This is a genomic window from Brevibacterium sp. LS14 (assembly GCF_012027885.1).
Lineage (GTDB): Bacteria > Actinomycetota > Actinomycetes > Actinomycetales > Brevibacteriaceae > Brevibacterium > Brevibacterium casei.
Map to the genome: position 1 here is coordinate 182,173 of NZ_SJXG01000047.1, position 26,320 is coordinate 208,492.

Here is a 26,320-nt window from a genome sequence, read left to right on the forward strand (position 1 = left end):
TGTCAGCCCTTCCGGTCGTTGTCTGCTGTGCGCGAGGCGGCGTCGCGCTCCGCGCCGCCGTGCCCCGCCGACCCGTCATCGTGCGCGTGCCCGACGACGTCGTCGAACGCGTCGATGCCCTCCCCGGTGAACTCGGCCATCCCGTCGATGAGCCAGCGGACCATGAAGTCCGCGAAGCTCGAGCGCGGCAGGATCCGGAACTCCTCGCCACCGGAGCGGTGGAGGATGACGGGGACGGGCCCGAGCTGCGTGACGATCGCCGTCCCGACGGGAAACGCCCGTGGGTGGAGGTCGGCCCGGCAGCTCTTCTCGAGCACCTCCCGGGCCTTCGACCCGGTGAGTTCGAGGATCGTCCGGTTCGCCGAGAGTTCGACGACCTGCCCGGGCAGCCCCTCGAGCGCGGCCTCCGCCTCGTCGGCCTCCCCCGGCCGCTGCGGCCGGGAGACGTCGATGACGAGGAACTCGTCCGGGCTCAGCCACACCGTGTGCCGACCGTCCGCCTCCCCCGTCACCTCGCCGACGACCTCAGGCAGGGTGATCCCCAAGGCCCCTTCGATCGCCCTCGCCGAGGCGGTCCCCGGCTCCGCGCGCACCCCGATCTGCACGGCGAAAGGACGCTCCCGCAGTCCCACGGCACCCCCGCCTCCCGCGCTGGCCTCAGCCATCGCCTCGGCGAGGTGGGCCGTCGGGGACACCCGCAGCTCCTCGAGCACGGTCGTGGACTCTTCAGTCTCAGCCATCGCGTCAGTCTCAGCCATCACGGCGCTTCCCTTCGGGATCGTAGAACACGGGTGAGGTGATCTCGACGTCGATCACCTGGTCACCGAGCGGTGACTGGACGACCTCGCCGAGGCGGTTGCGGCCGTTCTCGACGAGCGCGAGCCCGAACGGCCGGTTCAGTGTCGGGGAGAGATAGGACGAGGTGACGTGCCCGATCATCGGCACCGGCCCGTCCTCCGGGGTGATCGGGGTGCCGGCCGCGACGAGCTGCGCCCCCTCGATGAGCCGGGTCTCCCCGTCGACGGGGAGGACCCCGACGAGGTGCTTGCGGTCCTCCCGGGCCGTGTCGAGGCGGGAGAACGAGCGCTTGCCGATGAAGTCCTTGACCTTCGAGATGATCCATTCCATGCCCGCGTCGGCGGGAGTGACGGTGCCGTCGGTGTCCTGTCCGACGATGATGAACCCCTTCTCCGCGCGGAGCACGTGCATCGTCTCCGTCCCGTACGGGGTGATGTCGAACTCGGCTCCCGCCTCGGCGACCATCTCCCAGACGGCGAGTCCGTAGAAGGCTTCGACGTTGATCTCGAACGCGAGTTCCCCGGAGAACGAGATCCGGCAGATCCGCGCGGGGATTCCGTTCGCGAGCGTCGTGTGCCGGAACTCCATGAAGCCGAACGCCTCGTTCGACACGTCGAGATCGGGGGCGACCTTCGCGATGACCTCCCGCGACTTCGGGCCGGCGACGGCGACCGTCGCCCATTCCTCCGTCACCGAGGTGAAGGCGACGTCGAGGTCGGGCCATTCCGTCTGGTGCCATTCCTCGAGCCATTCGAGGACCTTCGCGGCCCCACCGGTCGTCGTCGTCATGTAGTAGCGGTCCTCGGCGACCCGCAGGGTCACGCCGTCGTCGAAGATCATCCCGTCGGGGGTGCACATGAGACCGTAGCGGGCCTTGCCGACGCCGAGCTTGGAGAACCCGTTCGTGTAGATCCGTCCGAGGAACTTCCCGGCATCGGCACCGCGGATCTCGATCTTGCCGAGTGTCGATGCGTCCTGGAACCCGACGGACTCCCGCACGGCCCGGCATTCGCGCAGCACCGCAGCGTCCATGTCCTCGCCGGGCAGCGGGTAGTACCACGGCCGCTTCCACTGCCCGACGTCCTCGAACTCGGCGCCGTGGGCGACGTGCCACGGGTGGATCGACGTCACCCGGGCGGGGTCGAAGAGCTCCCCCTTCCGCCGTCCGGCGAGCGCGGCGAAGGCGACGGGGGTGAAGGGCGCCCGGAAGGTCGTGTGCCCGACCTCGCCGAGGTCGTCCTCCCCGAGGACGGCGGCGATCGTCCCGATCGTGTTGACCGCACTCGTCTTGCCCTGGTCGGCGGCCGTCGAGATCGACGTGTAGCGCTTGATGTGCTCGACCGAGCGCATGCCTGCGTTCATCGCCCGGAGGATGTCGGCGACGGTCTGATCGCGCTGGAAGTCGACGAAATGCGAGGTCAGGGCCTCGGGGTCGTCGTCCGAGGTGACGACCCAGAGCGGGCGCTGGGGTGCGTCCGCGCCCTCCTCGGTCGTCGTCGGCACTGTGGGCTCGGTGTCGAACCCGGCCCGCTCGGCTGCCTCACTCCCGGCTTCCGCTCCCTGCCGCAGGGCCGTGGCCAGTGCGTACTCCCCGGTCATCGCGCCGACCGTGAACTGGTCGCGGACCGGTCCGGCAGGGACGAACGCGGCGATGTCCGCGTCCCACTCGATGGGTCCGCGGCGCTGCCCGTGGAGGTGGATGACGGGAGAGAACCCCCCGGAGACGGCGAGGAGGTCGAGGGCGATGTCCTCCCCCGCCGAGGCGGCCACCCCGTCCTCATCGAGGGAGGCGACCGTGATCCCGGAGACCCGTCCCCCCGGGCCCTCCCCGGCCGTGCCGGTGACGGCGGAGCCGAGGATGAGCCGCACCCCGGTATCGGAGGCGACTTGAGACGCCCTCGCCGAGGCGGTCGGGCGGGAGTCGACGACCGCGGCGACGTCGACGCCGGCAGCGACGAGATCAGCGACGAGCGCATAGGCGGAGTCATTCGTCGTCGCGATCGCGACCCGCTCACCGGCGAGAACGCCGTACCGGCCGAGGTAGGTCCGCACGGCTGAGGCGAGCATGATGCCGGGACGGTCGTTGTCGGCGAAGACGATGGGACGCTCATGCGCACCGGTGGCGAGGACGACCTGCCCGGCCCGGATGTGCCACACCCGCTGCCTCGGTCCCGCCTCGGCGCCGGTCCGGTCCTCGAGGGCGACGAAGTAGTTCGAGTCGTAGCTGCCGAAGACGGTCGTGCGCGGGGCGTACGTGAACTCCTCGGCGGCGGCCGCCTCGGCGAGCGTCGTCTCGATCCACTCCGGGGCCAGGATCCCGTCGATGACGGCGTGCGGATCCGAGAGCAGGGACCCGCCGGGGATGACGCCGTCGTCGAGGAGGAGGACGCGGGCCCCGGACTGTGCGGCCTCACGGGCGGCGGCGAGCCCGGCGGGACCGGCGCCGACGACGAGGACGTCGGTGTGGGTGTGCCGGTGCTCGTAGGTGGCGTCGTCGCGGCCGGGGTCGAGGATGCCGAGGCCCGAGAGGTACTCGGCGGTCAGGCCCTCGCGGATGAGGACCCGGGTGGCCTGGAGCATCGACTCGGCCACCTCGGCGGAATCAGGGGCATGGACGCGGACGAGGGCGTTGGGCTCCTCGACTCCGGCGGCCAGAATCCCCCGAGGCCGGTCGAGGTAGGTCGACGGTCCGCAGTCGAGGCGTCCGGCGGCGATGAGGGCGCTCGCGATCGTGTCCCCGGCGAACCCCGAGTAGGCGACGCCGTCGACGGTGAAGCCGATCGGTCGGCTGCCGTCGATGCCGGTCGCGGTCTCGAGCCGAGCTGCCAGAGGGCCCAGGGTCGCACCGGTCCGGTGCGAGTCGGTCGTCGTCATCGTCCTGTCGCTCCTTCGAAGGTCGCGGGCCGGGGCTGACCCATCGGGTAGACCCCGGCGAAGTCGTAGGTCACGGTGTCGCGCACGGCGTTGAACCACTTGCGACAGCCGAGGCTGTGGCACCAGCGTTCGGCGAAGAGCCCGCGGTCGTTGTCGCGATAGAAGAGGTACTCGGCCCATTCGCGGTCGGTGAGCGCGTACGGATCCTCGGGGTAGGGCACATGCGCCTGGCCTCCGTAGGTGAATTCGGATTCGTCGCGGGATCCGCAGTTCGGGCAGATGATGAGCAGCATGGCGGTCCTCTCTGGTCGGTCAGTGGGCGACGGCGGCCGCGCCGTGCTCGTCGATGAGGTGGCCGGTCTCGAAGCGTTCGAGCGCGAAGGGCGCGTTGAGCGGGTGCGGTTCGTCGGTGGCGATCGTGTGCGCGTAGGTGAATCCCGCACCGGGGGTTCCCTTGAAGCCGCCGGTGCCCCACCCGCAGTTGACGTAGAGTCCCTGGACTTCCGTCTTCGACACGATCGGGGAGGCGTCGAGGGTGACGTCGACGATGCCGCCCCAGGTCCGCAGGACGTGGGCGCGGGCGAAGATCGGGAAGAGCTCGACCGCGGCGGCGAGCTGCTCCTCGATGATGTGGAAGCCCCCGCGCTGCCCGTAGCCGTTGTACGAGTCGACGCCGGCGCCCATGACGAGTTCGCCCTTGTGCGCCTGGGAGACGTAGACGTGGACGTGGTTGGACATGACGACGGTCGGGTGGACGGGTTCGAAGAGCTCGGAGACGAGCGCCTGGAGCGGGTGGGACTGGATGGGCACGCGGATGCCCGCCATGTCCGCCACCACCGAGGTGTGCCCGGCGACGGCGACCGCGACCTTCTCCGTGGCGATCCGTCCGAGGGTCGTCTCGACTCCGGTGACCTGGTCGCCGTCGCGGTGGATGTCGGTGACCTCGCAGTTCTGGATGATGTCGACGCCCATCTCGTCGGCCTTCCGGGCGAACGCCCATGCGACGTGGTCGTGCTTGGCGATGCCGGCCCGCGGCTGGAAGGTCGCGCCCATGACGGGGTAGCGGAGGTCGTCGCCGATGTTGATGATCGGGCAGACCTCCTTGACCTGCTGGGGATCGAGCCATTCGGCGTCGACGCCGTTGAGGACATTGGCGTTGACCCGCCTGCGCGATTCCCGGACGTCGCCGAGGGTGTGGGCGAGGTTGAGCACGCCGCGCTGGGAGAAGAGGAAGTCGTAGTCGAGCTCCTCGGGCAGCTGCTCCCAGAGTCTGAGCGAATGCTCGTAGATCGCCGCCGACTCGTCCCAGAGGTAGTTCGAGCGGATGATCGTCGTGTTCCGGGCCATGTTGCCACCGGCCAGCCACCCGCGTTCGAGGATCGCGATGTCCGTCATCCCATGGTACTTCGCCAGGTAGTAGGCGGTCGCGAGTCCATGCCCGCCGCCGCCGATGATGACGGCTTCGTAGGACTTCTTCGGCTCCGGGTTGCGCCAGAGGAAGTCTGGATGTTCGGGAAGCTGCTCAGCCATGCGATCTCCCTCGATCGTTAATCGTCAACTAATATATCAGCTGTGTTCCTGTAGTCTAGGCCCAGATTCCCGGCGCTGGCAATGGTTCGCGCGAAGCGATTTCCGAGCGGGCAGGAACGCCCCGGAATACTGCTGGGACGCATGACGAGGACGGAGGGCGAGATGACATCGGTGACGGACACCTCGGCGAGCAGCACGTCGCTGGCCGATCGCGCGTACGAGGCGCTGCGGCACCGGCTCATCATGCTCGACATCGCCCCCGGCGATGTCATCAACGAGGCGGCGCTGAGCGCGGAGCTCGGGGTCGGGAGGACGCCGATCCGGGAGGCCCTCAAACGACTCGAGGGTGCGCACCTCGTCGTCTCGTTCCCCAGGCGCGGGACGTTCGCCTCCAACGTCGACATCACCGACCTCGCGGCGATCACGGAGATGCGTGAGGCGCTCGAGCCGATCGCGGCCCGGCGCGCGGCGCGGAACATCGGCCCCGAACTGCGGGAGGAGTTCACGACGACGATCGCCGAGCTCAGCTCTCTCGAGGCGGGGATGGACGCCCGCCTGCTCATCGAACGCGACCTCGAGGTCCACCGGCTCATCTACGGCGCGGTCGACAACCTCCACCTGCAGGAGACGCTCGTGCGCCTCGACGACCTCGCGACGCGGATCTGGTGCCTCGTGCTCCCGAAGATCCCCGACCTCCTCGGCCACATCCGCGAACACATCGCTCTGCTCGAGGGCATCCTCGCCGGTGACGAGGATGCGGTGGGCCGGGTGGCCGGTGAGCATGTCCGCGAGTTCGAGGCGACCGTCCGCATGGCACTGGCGTAGCCGCACCGCGTCACCGACACCGCCGCGCCACCTCGACCGGGGGGCGCCTGCCCCCTGCTCGCGCGGATCACAGCCCCGAGGCGAACTCCCTCATCGCACGGTCGAGATCCTCGCCGATGCCCTCGGCTCCCCGTGCGCGTGACTCGCGCATCGCGATCGTCAGCGCCGCCCCGCACGCCCTGCCGATGACCTGGGCACGGAAGGGCTCGACGCCGCGCTTGCCGAGGACGGCGGCGACCGCCTCGGCGAGGATGTCGACCTTCGCGATGAACGCCGCCCGCAGTGACGGGGTGGAGTCGATGACCTCGTCGAGGGCGAAGCTGTCGGCCCGCCGGTCGGGGTCGGCGTAGTGGTCGACGATCCCCGACATCGACGCGCGCACGGACGTCCACGGATCCTCGTCACCGGGGCGGGCGAGGAGCCGGGCGATCATGTCCTCCCCCATCCCCACCCACTTGCCCGAGATGACGTCCTCCTTGGACGGGAAGTAGCGGAAGAACGTCCGCCGCGACATCCCCGAGGCCGCGGCGAGATCGTCGACGGTGGTCTCGGAATAGCCCCTCTCGCGGAACAGCCTCAGGGCGATCGCGGTGATCTCGGCCTGCATGAGGCGGCGCTTGCGCTCACGGAGGTTCGGGGTGCTCATCTGAGCATTGTAGGCGAAGGACAACGATGGCACTGAGTGTCATTCTTGACTTATAGTGTTCCTGTGACTGCGCGAGGAGGATCCATGACAGCACCGCTCTACCGCGACCAGCAGGCCTGGCAGGATCTCCAGGAGTTTCTGCCGGAACGACTGCGGCTCGACGAATCGACGGCTCCGCAGGAGGAGATCTGGCGCTGGCGCGGCCACCGCATCCATCTCGACCGCTATTCGCAGCCGGAGGCTTCGGCACGTGTCGTCCTCCATCACGGGGTCGGGACGAACGGGCGCCAGATGTCGCTCATCCTCGGCGCTCCTTTGGCGCGCCGCGGGTATGACGTCGTCTCCCTCGACAATCTCGGCTTCGGAATGACCGAGATGAGGTCCGGGTTCACGCCGTCGTACTCCGACTGGGTCGAACTCGTCGTCGACTTCCTCAGCGCCGAGCAGGCGAGGGATCCGAAGCCGACCGTCCTCTACGGACTCTCCGCCGGGGGCATGCTCGCCTTTCACGTCGCGGCGACAGCCCCCGCGGGCGTCCTCCATGGAATCGTCGGCATGACCTTCCTCGACCAGCGCTGCCCGGAGGTCCTCGAGCGCACGGCGCGCAGCCGTGCCACCGCACGCGTCGGCGCACCGATCATGGCGGCGCTCGCGAGGACCCCGCTCGGGCGTCTGCGCTATCCGATGCGCCTGGCCTCGAAGATGTCGGCACTTGCCAACGACCGCGGGGCGATGGAGGTCCTCCTCGGCGACCCCACCTCGGCGGGGAATGCGATGCCGCTGAGATTCCTCGCGGACTACCTCGCCTACGCCCCTGCGATCGAACCGGCGCGCTTCCGCGCCTGCCCGGTCCTGCTCACCCAGCCGGCTGCAGACCGGTGGTCGCCGCGCGAGCTCTCCGACCCGGTCGTCTCCCGCCTCGACCCCGCACTGTTCGAGGAGGTGAGCCTGCAGGGAGCAGGCCACCTCCCGCTCGAAGACCCGGGCCTGCGTCAGCTCGAGCTCGCCGTCGCCGAGTTCGTCGACCGGGTGACGAACTGGACCAGGACGCCCGCGCGGTGAGCGCCGGGCATCGTCGCTGAGCGCGAGGGCACGCAACGCACGGCCGCAGCTGCAGCCTCCCGAGCCATCCGATCGCAGACGGCCCCGGCCTGCGCGACTCAAGACTGGGCGGCCCAGCCGCACCCTGCGTGAATCGCAACGGCCCGACCGCAGCCTGAGAGGGCTGCGATCGGGCCGTGTGCTGTCCGCTGCTGACGGAGCCGGGTCTACCTGCTCGAGACGCGCCCGAAGAGGTTGGCGATCGGAGCGAGCAGCAGCGGCCTCGCCGCGAACCAGCCCGCCACGACGACGGCCATCGCCACGATGAACCAGATGACTCCCGCCCAGCCGAGCACGTTCGTCCCGGCGAACATGTAGCCGAGGTTCTGCCGCAGTCCGGTCGCGAAGACGAGGAACACGTGGACGGCGATGAAGAACACGAAGAAGAGCATCGTCGGGAAGTGGATCGCCCGCGCCAGCGGCGCCGGGTAGATCTTGTTCAGCGTCGCCGCGTCCTTCGGCCACCACTCGCTCATCCGCACGCCGGTGATCGCAGCCAGGGGGGCGGCGATGAAGACGACGATGAAGTACATGAGCTGCTGGAGCGCGTTGTAGTTGACCCACGCGTCCTCCATCGGCCACTCGAGCGTCGCGTACTGAAGCATCGCCGACAGCGCATTCGGGAAGACCTCCCAGCTCGTGGGCACGATCCTCGCCCAGTGCCCGGAGGCGAAGAGGAGGACGACGAAGACGACGCCGTTGATCAGCCACAGCACATCGAGGCTGGTGTGCAGCCATAGGTTGATGCTGATCTTCTTCCCGCCCTTCTTCGGCGTGTAGAACGCAGGCGGCTTCTGCTGGTGCCGCACCTGCAGACCCGTGCGGATGATGAGGACCATGAAGAAGAGGTTGAGGAAGTGCGTCCACCGCGCCCACGCCGGGAATCCCGGCTCGACGAAGTCGGGCAGGTGGTACTCGCCCGGGTAGCGCTCGAGGAACTCGGGCACACCGGGCAGGGTCGTGACGCCGCGCGCGGCGAGGATGAGGATTCCGCCGACGACGATGAGTCCGCCGAGGCCGAGGCTCACGAGCTTGCCCCACTGGCCGAGCGACTTGGACCCGATCATGATCGGTTCGCGTGCCGGCTGGGCCTTCGCCTTCTCGGCTGTCTTCGGCTTCTCCGCCGTCTTCGTCGGAGCAGCGGTCTTCGCCGTCGATCCCGCCGAGGCGGCCGATGCCTTCGCGGGTTCCGTCGGCTTCGCGTCGGCCTTCGTCGCCGAGGCGGTCCCGGCCGAGGTCGCCGCCGCAGGCTTCTGCGCAACAGGCTTCTCGCCCGGCTTCGAAGCCGGGCCTGCGGTCTTCGGCAGACCGGTACGGGCTGCGGGCTTGGCACCGGGCTTGCCCGTGTCCGGTCCGGTCGACTTCGGCAGCCCCGTCCGGGTCTTCGGCAGACCTGAGCGTGCCGCCGGCTTCGCGGCCGTGCCAGCGGCGGCCGCGTCCTTGTCTGTTGCTGCTTCCGTGCCTGCGGCATCGTCGGCCGTCGCCGAGGCAGCGGCCGTGCCAGCGGCGGTTCCGGCCGCAGCGGTGTCGGTTGCGGAGGTGTCGGCTGTCGCAGCTTCGCTCGAGGCAGCGGGCGCCTTCCCGGCGGCAGGCTCTGCAACAGGGGCGGTCGGTGCTGCAGCCGTCGAGGCAGCGGCGGTGACCGGGGCGAAGCCTTCGGGCGGCCAGGGGTCGCCGCCGGAGGTGCGCGGCAGTCCGCGGCGCAGGGGAACGTCGCTGAGTTCAGAGGCGCCGGCGGGCCGGCTTGCCGTTGCGGCCGCGCCAGCGCCCGCTGTGACAGCACTGCCCGCAGCAGGTGTCGCACTCGTCTCAGCGGCGGGAGTCGTCTCGGGCTCCGCTGCCGAGTCAGCAGCCGTCGTAGACGCGCCAGCGGCTGCCGCCGGGGCGCCCGACTCTGCGGGAGCACCGGTCTCGGCGGACGCACCGTCTGCCGAAGTGGATGGTGCCTGTGCGCCGGCGCTCTTCACACCGGCGGGAGCGAAACCTTCCGGCGGCCACGGGTCGCCGCCTGACTGCCTGGGCAGTCCGCGGCGTAACGGCACCGAGGCGTCCTCGCCCGCAGTTCCCCCACTCGAGGCGGCAGCGATCCCCGCTCCGGCGACGCCGGCACCGGCGGCCACTCCCGCAGCAGCACCGGCAGTCGGCTGTGTCGCGTCGGCCGCGACAACGTCGCTCGGCGCCTCTTCATCCTGTGCAACCCCATCGGCCTGCGCGCTATCGACATCGCTCGCACTCGACACGAGCTCGGATTCGGAGACAGCGACCTGCTCCGATGAAACTGGCTCTGACGAGACCTGCTCCGACGCTTCGGCTGCGGACACGCCCGGCTCAGGCGCGGCCGTGGGCGCACCATCGGCCGAGCCAGCGGCGGGACTGCTGGCCGAGGACCTCGCGCGGACGGAGGCAACGCCCTCGGGCGGCCACGAATCTCCTCCGCTCACGCGCGGCAGACCGCGTCGCAGCGGAACGTCGATGACTTCGGTGGCAACGGCTGCCGCCACCCCTCCTCCAACTGCCGCACCGGAATCTTCGGCGCCGAACTCATCGGCTCCGCGATCCTCGATCCCGAGGCCCGAATCACCGAGATCCTCAGCACCGGGTTCAGCGGCACCGTGATCGTCGGCACCGACGGCCGACACGTCGCCGGGGCCGGCCTCAGGGACCGACGAACCGGCATCGTCCGAGGTCACCGGGGCACGCACCTCGGCGGCACCGGATTCGATGACATCCGCCTCGGTGGGCTCATCGACGATCCCAGCCGAATCGGACACTGCCGACTCGGACGCAGAGGGAGCGGCTCCGGAAGCAGCCTCGGCGCTCACCCATTCGCGGGACTCCCATTCGACGGCCTGTCCGACGGTCCCCTCCGGGGGCCACGGATCGCCGCCGGAGACCCGGGGCAGGCCGGCACGCAGCGTGGTGGAGAAGGTGGACATATCAGGACTGTTTCGCTTTCAAGGTCTCGACGGCCTGGGGCACGACCTTGAACAGGTCACCGACGACGCCGTAGTCGGCGATGTCGAAGATCGGCGCCTCGCCGTCCTTGTTCACCGCGACGATCGTCTTCGAGGTCTGCATACCCGCCTTGTGCTGGATCGCACCCGAGATGCCGAGCGCGACGTAGAGCTGCGGGGACACGGACACACCGGTCTGACCGACCTGGTGCGACTGGGCGATGAAGCCGGCGTCGACAGCGGCGCGGGAGGCGCCGACGGCGGCACCGAGGACGTCGGCGAACTCGCCGACGAGCTCGAAGGACTCCTCGGAGCCGACACCGCGACCACCGGAGACGACCTTCTGGGCCCCACGCAGCTCGGGACGCGACGAGGTCTCGACGATCGGCTCGAACGCCGTCACCTGGGCTGCGCGCTTGCCGGAGTCGGCGACCTCGAGGACCTGCGAGTTCGCGGGCTGGGCCTCACCGCGGTTCTCGATCGAACCGAGGCGGATCGTGATGACCGGGGCACCGAAGGTCGGGGCGGACTGAGCGGTGTAGCCGCCGCCGTAGACCGAGTGGTCGGCGACGATGCCCTCGGAGTCGCGGTCGACGCCGATCGCGTCGACCGACAGCGCCGATCCCGAGCGCACGGCGAAGCGACCGGCGAGGTCACGGCCGTCGATCGTGTTCGGGATGAGGACGGCATCGGGGGCCGTGAGCTCAGCGGCTGCGGTGAGAGCGTCGACGGCGAAGGACCCGAGCGCGGTGTTGCCTTCGGGCACCTCGGCGACGAGGGTCTGCACGGCGCCGAGAGACGAGGCCGTCTCCGCGGCGGCGTCACCGCTGCCGGAGGGCGCGATGACGAGGGCGACGGGGCTGCCGATGACACCGGCTCCGCCGAGGAGTTCGGCGGCCGGCTTCTCGAGTGCGCCTTCGGGGTCGACCGTCAGGGCGACGAGGATGGTGTCCTGGGGGAATTCAGACATGGGCGTTCTCCTTAGGCCAGACGGTTCTTGATGAGGAATTCGGCGAGTTCGACGCCGCCGTTGCCTTCGTCGACGACCTTCTCACCGGCTTCGCGCGGGGGCTTCTCGGCGACGGAGACCATGATCGAGCGCGCCGTCGACTGATCGGCGGCATCGACGTCGAGGTCGGCCAGGCCGATGACCTCGAAGGGCTTCTTCTTCGCCGCCATGATGCCCTTGAAGTTGGGGAACCGGGCCTCGGGCAGCGCCTCGGTGATCGAGATGACGGCGGGCAGCTCGGCGGTCACCTGCTGCTGGCCGCCGTCGACGGCGCGGGTGCCCGAGACGGAGCCGTCGGCGATCTCGACGGCCGAGAGGTTCGTCAGATGCGGCAGATCGAGATGCTCGGCGAGCATCGCCGGCAGCATGCCGGCATTGCCGTCGGTGGAGATGTTGCCGGTGATGACGAGGTCGTAGCCGCCTCGGCGCACGGCTGCGGCGAGGACTTCGGCGGTGAGGCCGAGGTCGGCGCCGAGGAGTTCCTCATCCGCGATGTGCACGGCGTCGCCGGCACCCATCGCCAGGCCCTTGCGGATCGTCGCCGTGGCACCCGAGGGCGCCATCGAGACGACGGTGATCTCGGTGCCGTCGTGGCTGTCGGCATAGGACAGGGCGACTTCGAGTGCGCGTTCGCCGATCTCGTCGAGCACGGCCTCGGAGGCGGCACGATCCGCCAGACCGGTCTCGAGATCGAGCTTGCGATCCCCGTACGTGTCCGGGACCTCTTTGACCAACACAGCGATCTTCAACGTGGCTCCTTATCAATGACGCAGGTCCGCCGTCGAGCAGTCAGGCCTGCTGCGAGTCGTCTCCGACCATAATCTACAGTCGGGAAACAGCCGTCCGTCAGTGGGATCGCGGCTCGACCCCACCGTTCCTCCGCCCCATGCTACGTGGTGGAGGACACATCGGCGTCACCGGGGCGTCCGATCGGTCACAGCGGCCATGATACTTAACGAACGTTTACTTAAGTGTAGGTCGAATCCCCGGTGCTCGCATCCCCGCCGAGGCGGCCGACCGCGATCGCACCCCGTCCGACCTAGAATGGGGGCACCGACCCGCACCAAGGAGATCCCCGTGTCCTTCGACCTCGACGACATCGACCGCAGCATCGTCGCCGCTCTCGTCGAGAACTCGCGCCTGAGCGTCCGCCAGCTCGCCGAACGTGTCCATATCTCCCGGTCAGCCGCCCACAAACGCTTCACTGCGCTCATCGAATCCGGGGCGATCAAGGGCTTCACCGCCGAGGTGGACCGCGGTGCGCTCGGCATGACCGTGACCGCGGTGGTCGTCGTGAGGATCGGCGATCGGCCGTGGCCCGAAGTGCGCGACGATCTCGCCGCGCTGCCGTTCGTCGAGAAGGTCCAAGCCGTCAGCGGTGACATCGACGCTCTCGTCACCGTCAATGCGCCTGACAACACGGCGCTCTCCCAGGTCATCCTCCGCAGGATCCACGAGGTCCCCGGCGTCACATCGTCGCGGTCGCTGCTCATCCTCGACGAGGCCGACGGGCACAGACCCGGAGCACAGGGCTGAAGCGCGCTGAAACCCTCGGAGCGACCACCGTCGCCTCCGCCTGGCGCAGTGAATCGGCAACATCTGCATCGGTCGGGAAACGCGGCGCATATCGTCGGCTCCGAGGGTTCCTGGCGAATGAAACAGTGAGACATCGGGCCCGCAACTCCAAGCAGGTGTGTCAACTGCCTGAGGCAACAGGAACGTGCCCTCTATCTCATAGGTCAGCCTAACCTAAGGATTCGGCGAGCACAATCCCCCGCTGAGACTCGCGGGGAGGCCCCGCCGAAACCTGCATCCCGGTCGCCCGCGATCGCCCGATCGCAGCGAAGCCGCTGGCGGCGGGGGACTCCCGCGGCGAGGGGCGCTCCCGAGGGGCGCTCTCGAGGCGGCGCATGATGTCAGGGCGACTCAGGTGCCCGGCGCCTCGAGTGTGCGCCGGACCGCACGAATCGTCAGGGCGAGCGCCTGAGCACGGGCATCGCGATCGGCGATCCCGGCGCTGACGGAGAACAGATGCCCGGAGCCGATGGTGAGGAAGACGTACATCGCCGCCCACCCGACGGGCACGTCAGCCGTGATCGACCCGTCGGCCTGGCCGCGCGCGATGACCGCCTCAAGCTGGTCGTCGTCGGACTCGGTCGTCGCACCCCCGGGACCGAGGTCGTCCGCGTCGCCCTCGCTCTCCGCACCCGAGGGGCCTCGCGACGCCTCGGCGCGGTCACTGCGTTCGCGCTCCGCCACGGCCCGTTCGCGCTCAGCCACGGCACGTTCACGCTCCGCTTCGACCCGTTCGCGGGCCACCTCGGCGAAGGTGTCGTCGGTGATGATCGGGTTGTCCGCGAAGAGGAGGGTGAGCACGTCGGGGACGGTGAAGAGCTGGGTGCAGATCCGCTCGACGGCATCGAGCCCGGTTCCGACCTCGGGACGGGCGCTGAGGAACGCATCCCCGAACATCCGCGCACCGAGGCGGGCCACCTCGGCGATCATCGCCTCGCGATCCCCGAAGTGCCGATACAGGGTAGTCCGTCCGACGCCGAGACCATCGGCGAGGTCGGTCATCGACGCGGTCGAATCGGCCGCGAGCAGCGGCAGCGCCCCGTCGATGAGGGCCGTCCTGCCCAGCCGCCCCATTCCCTTGGCCATATGCACCTTCCGTCGTCGTTCGCACTCATGCGTGCCTTCCCATCCTCGCCGATCACCGCACGCGGATCGACTCCGTCCAGCGTCGACCCTCCGCCTGCACCATCAACCGGCCATTCCTCCACCCTTGCCTAGAGGAACATCATTGTTCCACTTTGGTACACTTATGTTCCAGTACGCGAGCTGACGCGCTCGGACCGCGCCCAGAACGCACATCCAGACCAGGGAGGAACGATGCCCACCACGCCAGACGCCGACTCCGGACACGTCCGCGGCGAATCGGAGGTCTTCGAGCTCAAACGATCGGACGCCGTCATCATCGGTCTCGTCTGCGTGGCGGCGGGCATCGCGCTCGGCTTCTTCCTCCCCGCGCTCGGTTCCGTTGCGGCACGCTTCCCCATCCCCTTCGGCGATGCCATTGAGAAGCTCAGCGGATTCGACGAGCAGTGGGTGGTCATCGCCCGGCCGTTCGTCGGCGCCGTCCTCGGGGCCGTCGCCGCCCTCGTCATCTCCGCCTCGGTGCCGCGGCTGCGCATCGACGACGACGCGATCACGGTGGACACACGCAACGGCCATCCGGTGCGGATCTCGCGGGAGTCGTTCTCGACCGCCTACTTCGACGGCGGCAAGTTGACGATCCTCACCGCCGGCGGACATCAGGCGTTCCATGGCAGTGTCGAAGGGAAGAAGGACCGGGTCGCCGCGGCGTTCACCGCTCGAGGCTACCGCTGGGGCGAGATCTGAGCGGCGCCCGCGAGCCCCTCCAACACCCCTGAATCCCCAGTGCCAAACGTCCACCGAGACCGCCTCCGATCACTCACAACGTCCACCTTTGCCGACACGATCGGCACCCCTGTCCGTGACCGATCTCAGAGCCTGGATCGGTGATGCGGCTCACGTCATCATGAGGGTATGACCATCGACGTTCCCACCACCGGCCGCTCGCTGCCGCAGCTGCAGCCCATCAGCTTCATCGGCCCAGACGGACAGCCCACCGACACCGACACCGACGGGCTCGAGATCCCGAGCGACCGGACCCTGGCCGGCCTCTATCGGCAGATGGTCCTCGTGCGCCGCTTCGAAGCCCAGGTGACCCACCTGACCAGGCAGGGACGCCTGGCCACGTACCCGTCCGCCGCCGGACAGGAGGCGTGCGAGGTGGGGGCGACGACCGCGCTCGCACCGGGCGACTGGCTCTTCCCCACCTACCGCGACTCGGCCGCGCTGCTCACCCGCGGTGTGCCCGTCGGAGAGATCCTCGCGGCCTTCCGCGGCGACTGGCACTGTGGCTTCGACCCGCAGGAGTACCACACCTCACCAGCGGCGACACCGCTGGCCACCCAGACCCTCCACGCCGCCGGTTTCGCGATGGCGTCGAAGCTCAAGGGCCGGGAGGCGTGCACGCTCACCTTCCTCGGCGACGGCGCGAGCAGCGAGGGCGACACCCACGAGGCCTTCAACTTCGCCTCGGTGTGGCAGACCCCGACCGTCTTCGTCCTCCAGAACAACCAGTACGCGATCTCGACCCCGCTGCGCGAGCAGTCGAATGCGACGATGCTCGCCGACCGCGCGGCCGGCTACGGGATGCCGGGCATCCGCGTCGACGGCAACGACGTCGCCGCGGTCTTCGCCGCCGTCTCTGCGGCCCTCGAACGCGGACGCGAAGGCGACGGCCCGACCCTCATCGAGTGCCTCACCTACCGGATGGAGTCGCACACGAACTCCGACGATCCGACGAAGTACCGCGACTCCGAGGAGGTCGAGCATTGGAAGCAGTTCGACCCGATCACCCGCCTCGAGGCGTTCCTCCGCGCCCGCGGAGTCCTTGACGACGAGGCCGTGGCGACAGTCGCCGACGAGGCTGAGACCCTCGCCGCATCGGTGCGCGACGCGATGAACACCGAGGCCGAGATCGACCCGACCGAGCTCTTCGCCTACGTCTACGCGAACCCGCGCCCCGCCCTGCGCGAGCAGCAGGCCCAGTGTGAAGCCGAACTCGCAGGTGCCCACGCATGACCGCGACGACGGACGCACCGACGACCGAGGACACGACTCCGGCACCGACCTCGGTGACGATGACGAAGGCGCTCAACCAGGCCCTGCGCGATTCCCTGGCCGAGGACGAGAACGTCGTCGTCTACGGCGAGGACGTCGGCCGCCTCGGCGGGGTCTTCCGCGTCACCGAAGGCCTGCGGAAGGAGTTCGGACCCGAGCGCGTCTGGGACTCCCCGCTCGCCGAGTCCGGCATCGCCGGAACCGCGATCGGCATGGCGATGGCGGGCATGCGCCCGGTCATCGAGATGCAGTTCGACGCGTACGCCTACCCCGCGTTCGAGCAGATCGTCTCCCACATCGCGAAGATGCGGAACCGGACGAAGGGCCGCATCAGCCTGCCCATCACCATCCGCATCCCCTACGCCGGCGACATCGGCGGCGTCGAACACCATTCGGACTCCTCCGAGGCATACTGGACGTCGACGCCGGGGCTGACCGTCGTCACCCCGTCGAACCCGGCCGATGCGTACTCGCTGCTGCGCGAGTCGATCGCCTCCGACGACCCCGTGATCTTCATGGAGCCGAAGTCCCGGTACTGGATGAAGGACAAGCTCAGCCTCCCGGTGACCACGGCCCCGATGAACCGCGCCGAGGTGATCCGCGAGGGCACCGACGCCACCCTCCTCGCGTACGGTCCGACCGTGCGCACGGCCCTCGAGGCCGCCGAGGCGGGACCCGAGCACGGCCTGTCCATCGAGGTCATCGACCTGCGCACGCTCTCTCCGTTCGACGATGAGACCGTGTCCGCGTCGGTCCGCAAGACCGGCCGCGCCGCCGTCATCCATGAAGCCGCCCAGTTCGGCGGATACGGCGCCGAGGTGGCCGCTCGGGTCACCGAACGCAACTTCACCTACCTCGCCGCCCCGATCCTCCGGGTCACCGGCTTCGACGTCCCCTACCCGTCCCCCAAGCTCGAGGAGTACTACTTGCCGACCGCCGAACGCGTTCTCGACGCCCTCGAATCGTGGGATTGGGATCTGTGATGAGTGCCGTGACGAGCGCGGGTGCCCGCGACTTCATCCTCCCTGACCTGGGAGAGGGCCTCACCGAGGCGGAGCTCATCAGCTGGAAGGTCGCCGTCGGCGACACCGTCCACGTCGACCAGATGGTCGTCGAGGTCGAGTCGGCCAAGAGCGTCGTCGAACTCCCATGCCCCTTCGCGGGCACGGTCGTCGCCCTCCATGCCGAGGCCGGAGACACGGTCGAGGCCGGGCAGGCTCTGCTCTCCGTCGCCGAGGCGGGGGCTGAGGCCGGAGGTTCGCCCGCCGGCGCGGGTGGTTCGGCTGCCGCTGCGGGCGGCTCGTCTGCTGCGGCGGGCACCGGCGCCGAGGAGGATCCGACCGAGCCGCCGGCCGCCGATGACGCAGAAGATCCGGTCGGCGTCGAAGGCGGCGGTGCGAACCTCATCGGCTACGGCGCTTCGGAGCCCAAGGCCCGCTCGGGCAAGAAGCGGACGTTCGGCGGCAAGCGCAGTGCCGGGAGCGGCAGCAGTGCTGAGACCAGCAATGCTGGAAACAGCAGCGCTGCGGCGACTGCCCCGGAAACGGCTACGACGCCCGCCCCGGCGCAGTCCGCATCCGCAACCGCCCAGCCCGCTGCACCGGCAGCACCGTCGTCGCCCACAACCTCGCCGGTCACCTCGCCGATCGTGCGCCGGCTCGCCCAGGAGCATGGGCTGAGCGCGAAGCACCTCACGGGCACGGGTCCCGGCGGAGTCGTGACGAGGGCCGATGTCCTCGCGGCGATCGAGACCGGCACGACCACCGACCTCACCAGCAGCACCGCCGGACAGCCGGCCGCCTCGGCGACGGCTTCGACGGTCGAAAGCACCGACCCTGACACCCGGACTCCGATCACGGGTCTGCGGAAGGTCGTGTCGGAGAGGCTCACGCAGTCGCGGAATGAGATTCCTGAGGCGACGATCTGGCTCGACGTCGACGCGACCGAGCTGCTGCGGACGAAGAAGGCCCTCGAGGCGCGCACGGGTGAGAAGTACTCGCTGCTCGCACTCGTCGCGCGGTTCGTCATCGCCGGGCTCAAGCAGTACCCGATCCTCAACTCGTCGATCGACACGGCGGCGAACGAGATCGTCACCCACGGCGACATCAACCTCGGGCTCGCTGCGCAGACCCCGCGCGGGCTCATGGTTCCCGTCGTCCACGGAGCCGGCGAGATGAATCTGCGGCAGCTGCGCGACTCGATCGTCGACACCGTCGGCAAGGCGTCGACCGGCAAGTTCGCGGCCTCGGAGCTCTCCGGCGGCACGTTCACGCTCAACAACTACGGGGTGTTCGGCGTCGACGGGTCGGCACCGATCATCAACCTGCCCGAGGTCGCCATGCTCGGCCTCGGCCGGATCAAGGACCGGCCGTGGGTCGTCGACGGCGAGCTCACCGTCCGCAAGGTGATGTACCTGAGCTTCGTCTTCGACCATCGCGCATGCGACGGTGCGGAGCCGAGCGAGTTCCTCACCTTCGTCGCCGACTGCATCGAGAACCCGATCTCCCTCCTCCCGGAGGTCTGAGCACCCACCCCGGACGCGCGTTGAGGACGCGCGGTGTCGATTCCCGAACGAGAAATCGACACTGCGCGTCCTCGATTCGCGCCGGGCGTCCTTCCCGCACAGCGTTCGGTCCGCGCACAGCTGTCGGGCTGTGCGCGGACCGAACCGAGGATCGGCCGGCTTCGAGGGGAGAGCCGGTCTACTCGGGCCTGGCTTCGTGAGCGATGCCCGAGTGCTCGTCGCCGTTGCCGAAGCGCAGCAGCCGCAGTGCATTGAGCACGACGAGGAAGGTCGAACCCTCATGGATGAAGACGACCGGACCCATCTGCAGGCCGAGCAGGCTTGCGGGAACGAGGAAGGCGACGATGACGAGGGAGGCGATGAGGTTCTGCCGGATGATCGCCGAGGAGGCTCGGCTGAGCCGGATGAGGAACGGGACCTTGCCGATGTCGTCGCTCATCAGCGCCACGTCGGCGGTCTCGAGCGCCACCGCGGAGCTCGCCGCGCCCATGGCCACGCCCACCGAGGCGTTGGCCATCGCCGGTGCGTCGTTGACGCCGTCGCCGACCATCGCGGTGTCGCCCTGCGAGGCGAGGCGGCGGATCGTCGACACCTTGTCCTCGGGCATGAGGTCGCCGGCGGCGGTGTCGACACCGACCTCGGAGCCGATCGCATCCGCGACGCGCTGGTTGTCCCCGGAGATCATCACGAGCTCGTCGACGCCGGAGGTCCGCAGTGAGCTGATGACGGCCTTCGCCTCGGAGCGGGGGGCGTCCATGACGCCGAGGGCGCCGAGGAACCGTCCGCCCCACCGCACGACCATGATCGTCCGTCCCTCGTCCTGCAGCTGAGTGACGAGACCGTCGATCTCCGGGGTGAGGTCGCCGGCGAACATGCGCAGGCTGCCGAGTTCCGCCGGTTCGCCCGCGATCGTTGCGGTCACGCCCTGTCCCGTGACCGATTCGACGTCGCCGGCCTCGAGGCGATCCGCGGCCGGAATCTGAGGTTCGAGGCCGGCGACGATCGCCGTGGCCAGGGGGTGGTCGACGGAGGATTCGAGGGCGAGCGCGACACGGGAGAGTTCGTCGGCATCGGCGCCCTCGGCGGGTCGGATGTCGGTGAGCCTGGGCAGACCCCACGTCAGTGTGCCGGTCTTGTCGAAGGCGATCGAGCGCACCTTGCCGAGCGTCTCCAGCGGTCCGCCGCCCTTGATGAGCAGGCCCGCGCGGGCCGCCCGGGCGACACCCGAGAGTACGGCGGCGGGAGTGGCGATCGCGAGCGCACAAGGGCTCGCGGCGACGAGGACGAGCATCGCCCGGTAGAAGCTGTCGGCGAACGATTCGTCGAGGAAGAGCCACCCGAAGGCGAGGACGGCGACGACGAGCGCGATGACCGCGGGCACGTACCAGCGCTGGAACCGGTCGATGAATCGCTGGGTCGCGCTCTTCGTGTCGTCGGCCTCGCGGACCATCGTGACGACGCGGGAGAGCGTCGAATCGGCGGCCACAGCGAGGACGACGATGTCGAGGGAGCCCGAGCCGTTGACGGTGCCGGCGAAGACCCGCGAGGCCGTGTCGATGCGACCCGGGTTGTCGAGGGCGTCGCCGGGGTCGGCGACCGGGGACTTCTCGGCGGGAATGCTCTCACCGGTGATCGCCGCCTGGTCGACGGCCGAATTGCCGACGGCGACGAAGCCGTCCGCGGGGATCCGGGCATGAGGTCGGACGACGACGGTGTCGCCGATCTCCAATTCCTCGGTCGGGCGTTCGACGACGTCGTCGCCGACGCGGACCAGCGCTGTGGCCGGGGCCAGTTCGGCGAGCGCTTCGATCGACTTCTTCGCTCGGCCCATCGCATACTCCTCGAGCGCGTGCCCGAGCGAGAAGAGGAAGAGGAGGACGGCGCCCTCGGCGAAGCGGCCGACGCTTGCGGCACCGATCGCGGCGACGAGCATGAGGAAGTCGACCTCGAACCGGCCGTGTCGCACGGAGTTGATCGCGGTCGCGAAGGTGAAGAACCCGCCGAAGAAGTACGTGGCGAGGAAGAGGGGGATGGCGATCTGCGTCAGAGGTGCGCCGGGGACGAAGTACTCGAAGATCGCCCCGGCGATGTACGTGACACCGGAGGTGATCGCGAACCCGAGTTCCCAGGCGGGCCCGCCGAGGCGACCGTGACCGTGTCCGTCATCCTTCGGTCGAGTGGTCGTCGGTGTCCCGTCCTTGCGTGCTGCCGTGTCCATAGTTCCATCGTATGCACGTATGTTTATACGTCAATATGTTTCCGCGGACACATCGGAAGTGCACAGAGGGCTGCCAGAGAGGATCGACGTCGGCGGCCGACCCAGTGATCGAGAAGGCCTCAGTGGTCGAGGATGCCTCAGTCGTCGAGGAGAGCGGCTGCGTACATCGGGCGCGCGGCGTCGGCGCTCGGCGGGTGGAAGAGACCCGCGGTCGCGTCCCGGTAGAGGCGGGAGGCCTCATGCGCGTTGTCGAAGCCGCTGCCGCCGGTGCTCATCAGGGCGATCTCCGCCGCCGAGCGGGCCACCTCGGCGGCCTTGATCCGGGCGGCCACGAGACGCAGCGGCCACCCGGCGCCGTGGTCGACGAGGTCGTCGAAGTCACGGGCGTACGCGTCGATCATCGCGGGCACGGCCTGGTAGTCGAGGTGGGCGTCGGCGAGCCGGGCACGGGTCTCGGGCACCTCGGCGAAGGACGTTCCCGCCTTCGCCGACCTCCGCTTCTTCAGCGCCGCCGCCCCGATCTCGAGGGCGCGGGCGGCGACCCCGGCGTAGACGGCGGCGATGAGGAGCTGGAAGTTGCTCGTGATCGCGAAGGTGAGGAGGTCCGGGTGACGGCCGGCCGGGATGATGCGGGAGACGCGGTCGGGGCGCATCGGCACGTGGTCGAGGATCGTCGCCCGCGATTGTGAGGCCCGCATCCCGAGGACGTCCCACTGGTCGGAGACCGTGATCCCCGGGGCCCTGCGGTCGATGAAGCCGTAGACGAGCTCCCCTTCGGCGGGGGCGTCCGCGTCGGGGCCGGCGATGCCGTCGTCGTCCGGGGTGATCGCACCGTGGACGATGAGCCGGGTCCACACCGGGGAGAGCGAGGTGAAGATCTTCACGCCGGTGAGCTCGTATCCGCCGTCGGGTGTCGGCACCGCCTCGGTGGTCGAGCCTTGGAGGACCCAGTCGTTGCCGGGCTCCGAGATGCCGAAGGCGAAGATCTCCCCGGCCATGGTCTCGTCGAAGACCCAGGTCAGGGAGTCATCCCCGCGGTCGGCGAGCGCTTTGGCCACACCCGTGGTCATGAGGTGCATGTTGACCGCCAGTGCCGTCGCCGGGGCCGTCCCGGCGAGGCGCTGCTGGAGGCGGGCGACCTCGAAAAGACTGAGCCCGGGTCCGCCGTGGGACTCGGGGACGAAGAGCGTGAGGTAGCCGAGGGCGCGCAGCTCCTCGAGGTCCTCGTCGAAGAACGTGTTCTCCCGGTCGTAGACGGCCGCGCGCTCGCGGAAGCGCTCGAGCGCATCGTCGGGAAGGTACCGATCGCCGAGTTCGGCGATGCGGGTCTCACGGTCGCTCATCGATTCTCCTCTGTGGGGTGCTCTGTGCTCTCGGGGCGCTGCCGAGCCGGCCGCTCGGGGTTCCGCAGGATGATCGCGCCGTTGTGCCCGCCGAAGCCGAACGACGTCGAGAGGACGGTGTCGAGCCGGTTCTCGCCAGGACCACCGTCGGCCGAGCTGCCGTCGGCGATCCTGCGGGCCTGGCCTGCGACGATGTCCCAGTCTGGGAACTCCGGTGACTCGAGGTTGAGCGTCGGCGGCAGGGTCTGGTCGCGCAGGGTCATCACCGCGATGATCGCCTCGACGATCCCGGAGGCGCCGAGGAGGTGGCCGGTGACCGACTTCGTCGCACTCATCGGGATCCGGTGGGCCGCCTGCCCGAGGGCCGACTCGAAGGCGGCGAGTTCCGCCCTGTCGCCGGCCGGGGTGCCGGTGGCGTGGGCGTTGATGTGGTCGATGTCGGCGGGGTCGAGGCCGGCGTCGGCGAGGGCCTCGCGCACGGCAGCGGCGGCACCCCTGCCCTCGGGGTGCGGGTTCGTCGGGTGGTGGGCGTCGCTCGCGGCACCGAACCCGGCGAGTTCGGCCATCACCTCGGCGCCTCGCGCGGCGGCGGACTCGGCGGATTCGAGGAGGATCGCCCCGGCGCCCTGGCTCATGACGAAGCCGTTCCGGGCGGTGTCGAAGGGTCGGCTCGCGGCGGTGGGGTCGTCCTCGAACCCTGCGGCGAGTGCCCGCATATTCGCGTTCGAGGCGAGGTTGACCGGCCCGAGGCAGTCCTCCATGCCGACGACGAGCACGGCCTCGGCGTAGCCGTGGCGGATGCGGCGCAGCCCCTCGCCGAGGCCGATCGCCCCGGACGCACATGTGGCCGAGACTCCCTGTGCGGGTCCCCGGAGGTCGTGTCGCTGGCTGATGAGCGCGGCCGCGGAGTCGGGGGCGCCGTGGATGGCGAGGGTGATCGGGACCCCGCGCGGCCCCGATGTCTCGAGGGCGCGGGTGGCCTCCTGCATCGCGTCGACAGGACCCGATCCCGTAGCGGCGATGACGGCGACTCGGTGGCGTTCCCACGGCAGGTCCTCGGACGGGGTGGGGATGCCCGCCTGGGTGAGGGCTTCGTCGGCGGCGGCGATCGCCCAGTGCTGGACGGGGCTGAGCCTGCGGGCGAGCGCTCGGGGTAGGACCGCCTCGGCGTCGAAGTCCCTGATCCGGCCGCCGATGCGCACGGCGAGGTCGGCGAACTGCTCCCCGTCGAGGACGTCGATGGCGCTGCGGCCTTCGCGCACCGATTCCCACAGTGCGCCGGCGTCGAGCCCGCTCGGGGTGATCGCACCCATGCCGGTGATGACGACGCGGTTCACAGTCTCGTTCCCTCTCCGCTCACGATGAGGTCAACGGTCTCGGTGCGTCGGATCTTCCCGCCGACGGTCCGCGGCAGCCGGGGCAGTGCGTAGAACCGGCGCGGGACGAACTGCGGTGCGAGATGTGACCGGGCGTGGGCGAGCAGGGCCGCCTTGTCGGGGTGCTCGGGACCGTGGCCGCCGGCGCCGGGCTTGTCGGCGCCGGAGTCGCCGTCGTCGACGACACCCGCGTCTTCGACGACGAGGGCGATGAGGCTGCCGAGCGTGGAGTCGGGCAGAGCGATCGCGATGGCCTCGCCGAGGTGGGGCAGAGTCGCAAAGGCCCGTTCGATCTCGGGTAGCGAGACCTTGTGTCCGCCGGTGACGGCGATGTCGCCGGCGCGGCCGGCGAGCTGGAGGCGACCGTCGACCATGCGACCCTGGTCGTCGACGCTCGCCCAGCCGTCGGGTCCGCGCAGGACGGCGTCGGTCGTGCCTGCGAGGTAGCCGTCGGAGCATGCGGCGGCGAGGATCCACAGGGTGCCGAGCTCGCCCTCGGGCACGGGGTCGCCGGTCTCGTCGCGGATGTCTGCGGCGATCGTCGGATAGATTTCGATCCACGTCCCGTCGCCGTCCCGGCTGTCGCCGATGAATCCGATCTCCGCGGCACCGTAGTAGCTGATGAGCCGGGTGTCCGGGAGCACCTCGGCGAGGCGGTCGCGGATGGTTGTGGGGAGGTTCGCTCCCCCGGTGACGACGAGGTCGAGGCCTACGAAGCGGTCGGGATCACGGTCGGCCGCCTCGGCGAGGGCCGCGACGACGGCGGGGACGGCGACGATCCGGGTGACGGACTCCTCGGCGATGCGGCGTCCGAGGGGAAGCGGTGCGAACTCGTCGGCGACGTGGATCGTCCCGCCGGTCGCGAGGCTCTCGATGACGGCATAGAGGGTGAGGCTGTAGGAGACGGGGCCGGGGGCGAGCGTGACGACGCCGGGCAGGGGTTCGAGGTGCGCCGAGGAGACGGCGACGTTGGCGCGGTACTGCTCGCGGGTCTTGAGGAACGCCTTGGGGTCGCTCGTCGTGCCGGAGGAGAAGAGCATGAGGAACGCCTCGTCGGGGCCGCGGACGGACGGCGACGGGAGATCGGGACCCAGGGCATGAGCACGGTCGCAGCGGCGCTCCTGCGCGGCGGCGAGTTCGGCGGCGGTGACGACGGTGCCGGTCCAGCCGGACGCGGCGAGCGCCTCGGCGAGGGTCGGGGAATCGCTGATGACGAGCCCGATGCCGGTCGCGGTGATGACGCCTACCTGGTGGTTCAGCGGCCATCGAGGGTCGATCGTCGCCGAGACGGCGCGGAAGCCGGCGAGCCCGGCGACAATGCGGGCGGTCGTGAGCGCCGAGGTGAGGCTCACCGCGGTGATCGGGATGCCCGCAGTCTCCGGGGCCGGGCGCGGCGGGTGCGACTGAGCGCGGTGGAGGGCATCGACGGCGGCGGCGAGGCTGCGGGAGTCGGCGACGAGCCCGGCGTAGCTGAGGCGGGCATCCTCACCGACGATCGCAGGTCGGTCGGGGTGGGTCCGGGCGGTCTCGAGGATCGCCTCGGTGATGGGCATCAGGGAGCCTTGGCGGCGACCGGTTCGCTCGTCTCGATGCCGGAGCGGGCGACGAGGACTTCGCCCTCGGCGACGGGGATGACGGTGCCCGTCGCGTCGGGGATGCCGGCCTCGGCGTAGAGGCGGGTGACCTCGGTGCGCAGGTGGCGCATGATGAAGATCGCGACGATGGGGATGAGGACGATGATCGCCACCGAGGTGATCCCGACGGTCAGGGACACCGAGTTCGCGACTCCGTACATCGGGAGGCCGAAGAGACCGAGGACGACCCCAAGGGTCGCGAGCACTCCGAGTGCGACGAAGACGATCGACATCCGGCTCCACAGGCTGTCGAAGCGTCCGATGTGCTCATCGAGGGTGATGAGGTTCTGCAGTGAGGGTCGGCTGGTCGTCTGGTAGCGGCGATACGCCTGCTGACCGTCCTCGTGCGACCACTGCCGGATGACCTCGTTCTTCCCGGTGATGTGCCACCGCGATGTCCACTCTTCCGTCATACTCCGCAGTCTAGACGGCGAAGGTTGCGCAGTGGCTGAACATGATCCCCGCCGAGGTGGTCGTCACCGCAGCCGTCGGACGCCGGCGTCGCGCTTCCCGAGGAGGATCCGGTTCGATTTTGGTGCCAGATTCGAACCGGATCCTCCTCGGGGGCGCGGCAGGGGGCGCGGCAGGGGACGCGGCAAGGGGCGCAGTGGCGTGCGCGGCGCCACCGGGCACCCGAAAGACGAGCCCGGGCACGCGAAGCGGGCGCCGCACCCAGCCCGGGAGGACTCTCCCGCACCGGACGCGACGCCCGCTCACGTGCAACCGAATGTGCAACCGACCGACCGTGCCCCGCCGCCTGAGTCAGCGACTAGCA

Annotated in this window: 21 protein-coding genes; 7 read left to right on the top strand and 14 right to left on the bottom strand. The window is 69.7% G+C overall.

The window, feature by feature from the left end:
- Positions 1–2: 2 nt before the first annotated feature.
- Genes EZE58_RS08885 through EZE58_RS08900 form a run of 4 tightly spaced genes read right to left on the bottom strand, consistent with a single transcriptional unit; the run spans position 3 to position 5,202 of the window.
- Positions 3–740: a sarcosine oxidase subunit gamma family protein gene (locus EZE58_RS08885; RefSeq protein WP_342474401.1), complete on the bottom strand. Its 738-nt coding sequence runs from the start codon at positions 738–740 to the stop codon at positions 3–5.
- Between the two features lie 10 nt (positions 741–750).
- Positions 751–3,672, bottom strand: coding sequence for a glycine cleavage T C-terminal barrel domain-containing protein (locus EZE58_RS08890; RefSeq protein ID WP_167560300.1), 2,922 nt, complete (start codon positions 3,670–3,672; stop codon positions 751–753).
- On the bottom strand, positions 3,669–3,965 hold the full coding sequence (locus tag EZE58_RS08895) for a sarcosine oxidase subunit delta (protein ID WP_009379706.1): 297 nt from the start codon (positions 3,963–3,965) through the stop codon (positions 3,669–3,671). The genes EZE58_RS08890 and EZE58_RS08895 overlap by 4 nt, the downstream gene beginning before the upstream one ends.
- Before the next feature lie 19 nt (positions 3,966–3,984).
- Positions 3,985–5,202: a sarcosine oxidase subunit beta family protein gene (locus EZE58_RS08900; RefSeq protein WP_009379708.1), complete on the bottom strand. Its 1,218-nt coding sequence runs from the start codon at positions 5,200–5,202 to the stop codon at positions 3,985–3,987.
- A 162-nt stretch (positions 5,203–5,364) separates the two neighbouring features.
- Between EZE58_RS08900 and EZE58_RS08905 the strand changes: the two genes are divergently transcribed.
- On the top strand, positions 5,365–6,027 hold the full coding sequence (locus EZE58_RS08905; protein WP_009379709.1) for a GntR family transcriptional regulator: 663 nt from the start codon (positions 5,365–5,367) through the stop codon (positions 6,025–6,027).
- Between the two features lie 67 nt (positions 6,028–6,094).
- On the opposite strand, the gene EZE58_RS08910 is transcribed toward EZE58_RS08905, so the two are convergent.
- Complete coding sequence (locus EZE58_RS08910; RefSeq protein WP_131248212.1) at positions 6,095–6,673, bottom strand: TetR family transcriptional regulator; 579 nt, start codon at positions 6,671–6,673, stop codon at positions 6,095–6,097.
- An 84-nt stretch (positions 6,674–6,757) separates the two neighbouring features.
- On the opposite strand from EZE58_RS08910, the gene EZE58_RS08915 reads away from it, so the two are divergent.
- Positions 6,758–7,735, top strand: coding sequence for an alpha/beta fold hydrolase (locus tag EZE58_RS08915; protein WP_009379712.1), 978 nt, complete (start codon positions 6,758–6,760; stop codon positions 7,733–7,735).
- A gap of 206 nt (positions 7,736–7,941) precedes the next feature.
- On the opposite strand, the gene EZE58_RS08920 is transcribed toward EZE58_RS08915, so the two are convergent.
- Genes EZE58_RS08920 through EZE58_RS08930 form a run of 3 tightly spaced genes read right to left on the bottom strand, consistent with a single transcriptional unit; the run spans position 7,942 to position 12,486 of the window.
- Positions 7,942–10,710 carry a cytochrome b/b6 domain-containing protein gene (locus EZE58_RS08920; RefSeq protein WP_009379714.1) on the bottom strand — a complete coding sequence of 923 codons (2,769 nt, stop codon included), beginning with the start codon at positions 10,708–10,710 and terminating at the stop codon, positions 7,942–7,944.
- Between the two features lies 1 nt (position 10,711).
- Positions 10,712–11,698 (bottom strand): electron transfer flavoprotein subunit alpha/FixB family protein, encoded by a 987-nt coding sequence (locus EZE58_RS08925; RefSeq protein WP_009379716.1) that lies wholly within the window; start codon positions 11,696–11,698, stop codon positions 10,712–10,714.
- A gap of 11 nt (positions 11,699–11,709) precedes the next feature.
- Positions 11,710–12,486, bottom strand: coding sequence for an electron transfer flavoprotein subunit beta/FixA family protein (locus EZE58_RS08930; protein ID WP_009379718.1), 777 nt, complete (start codon positions 12,484–12,486; stop codon positions 11,710–11,712).
- 328 nt (positions 12,487–12,814) lie between these two features.
- On the opposite strand from EZE58_RS08930, the gene EZE58_RS08935 reads away from it, so the two are divergent.
- On the top strand, positions 12,815–13,273 hold the full coding sequence (locus EZE58_RS08935; protein WP_009379720.1) for an Lrp/AsnC family transcriptional regulator: 459 nt from the start codon (positions 12,815–12,817) through the stop codon (positions 13,271–13,273).
- A 390-nt stretch (positions 13,274–13,663) separates the two neighbouring features.
- Here EZE58_RS08935 and EZE58_RS08940 read toward each other — a convergent pair whose 3' ends face one another.
- Positions 13,664–14,398: a TetR/AcrR family transcriptional regulator gene (locus EZE58_RS08940; RefSeq protein ID WP_009379722.1), complete on the bottom strand. Its 735-nt coding sequence runs from the start codon at positions 14,396–14,398 to the stop codon at positions 13,664–13,666.
- 231 nt (positions 14,399–14,629) lie between these two features.
- Between EZE58_RS08940 and EZE58_RS08945 the strand changes: the two genes are divergently transcribed.
- From EZE58_RS08945 to EZE58_RS08960, 4 genes are all read left to right on the top strand, one after another.
- Complete coding sequence (locus tag EZE58_RS08945; RefSeq protein ID WP_009379724.1) at positions 14,630–15,139, top strand: hypothetical protein; 510 nt, start codon at positions 14,630–14,632, stop codon at positions 15,137–15,139.
- A gap of 168 nt (positions 15,140–15,307) precedes the next feature.
- On the top strand, positions 15,308–16,411 hold the full coding sequence (gene pdhA, locus EZE58_RS08950) for a pyruvate dehydrogenase (acetyl-transferring) E1 component subunit alpha (protein ID WP_009379727.1): 1,104 nt from the start codon (positions 15,308–15,310) through the stop codon (positions 16,409–16,411).
- Complete coding sequence (locus EZE58_RS08955) at positions 16,408–17,433, top strand: alpha-ketoacid dehydrogenase subunit beta (RefSeq protein WP_119297104.1); 1,026 nt, start codon at positions 16,408–16,410, stop codon at positions 17,431–17,433. The genes pdhA and EZE58_RS08955 overlap by 4 nt, the downstream gene beginning before the upstream one ends.
- A complete protein-coding gene (locus tag EZE58_RS08960) occupies positions 17,433–18,974 on the top strand; it encodes a dihydrolipoamide acetyltransferase family protein (protein WP_119297103.1) in 1,542 nt (513 codons plus the stop codon). The genes EZE58_RS08955 and EZE58_RS08960 overlap by 1 nt, the downstream gene beginning before the upstream one ends.
- A gap of 178 nt (positions 18,975–19,152) precedes the next feature.
- Here EZE58_RS08960 and EZE58_RS08965 read toward each other — a convergent pair whose 3' ends face one another.
- The 5 genes from EZE58_RS08965 to EZE58_RS08985 form a co-directional block, all read right to left on the bottom strand.
- Entirely contained in the window at positions 19,153–21,192 is a 2,040-nt protein-coding gene (locus EZE58_RS08965) for a heavy metal translocating P-type ATPase (protein WP_119297102.1), read from the bottom strand.
- A gap of 137 nt (positions 21,193–21,329) precedes the next feature.
- Positions 21,330–22,535 (bottom strand): acyl-CoA dehydrogenase family protein, encoded by a 1,206-nt coding sequence (locus EZE58_RS08970; protein WP_119297101.1) that lies wholly within the window; start codon positions 22,533–22,535, stop codon positions 21,330–21,332.
- Positions 22,532–23,872, bottom strand: a complete 1,341-nt coding sequence (locus EZE58_RS08975; RefSeq protein WP_063248752.1) for a beta-ketoacyl-[acyl-carrier-protein] synthase family protein — start codon at positions 23,870–23,872, stop codon at positions 22,532–22,534. The genes EZE58_RS08970 and EZE58_RS08975 overlap by 4 nt, the downstream gene beginning before the upstream one ends.
- A complete protein-coding gene (locus tag EZE58_RS08980; RefSeq protein WP_009379739.1) occupies positions 23,869–25,464 on the bottom strand; it encodes a class I adenylate-forming enzyme family protein in 1,596 nt (531 codons plus the stop codon). Before EZE58_RS08980 ends, EZE58_RS08975 begins: the two co-directional genes overlap by 4 nt.
- Positions 25,464–25,958 (bottom strand): monovalent cation/H(+) antiporter subunit G, encoded by a 495-nt coding sequence (locus EZE58_RS08985; protein WP_009379741.1) that lies wholly within the window; start codon positions 25,956–25,958, stop codon positions 25,464–25,466. Before EZE58_RS08985 ends, EZE58_RS08980 begins: the two co-directional genes overlap by 1 nt.
- Positions 25,959–26,320 lie beyond the last annotated feature (362 nt).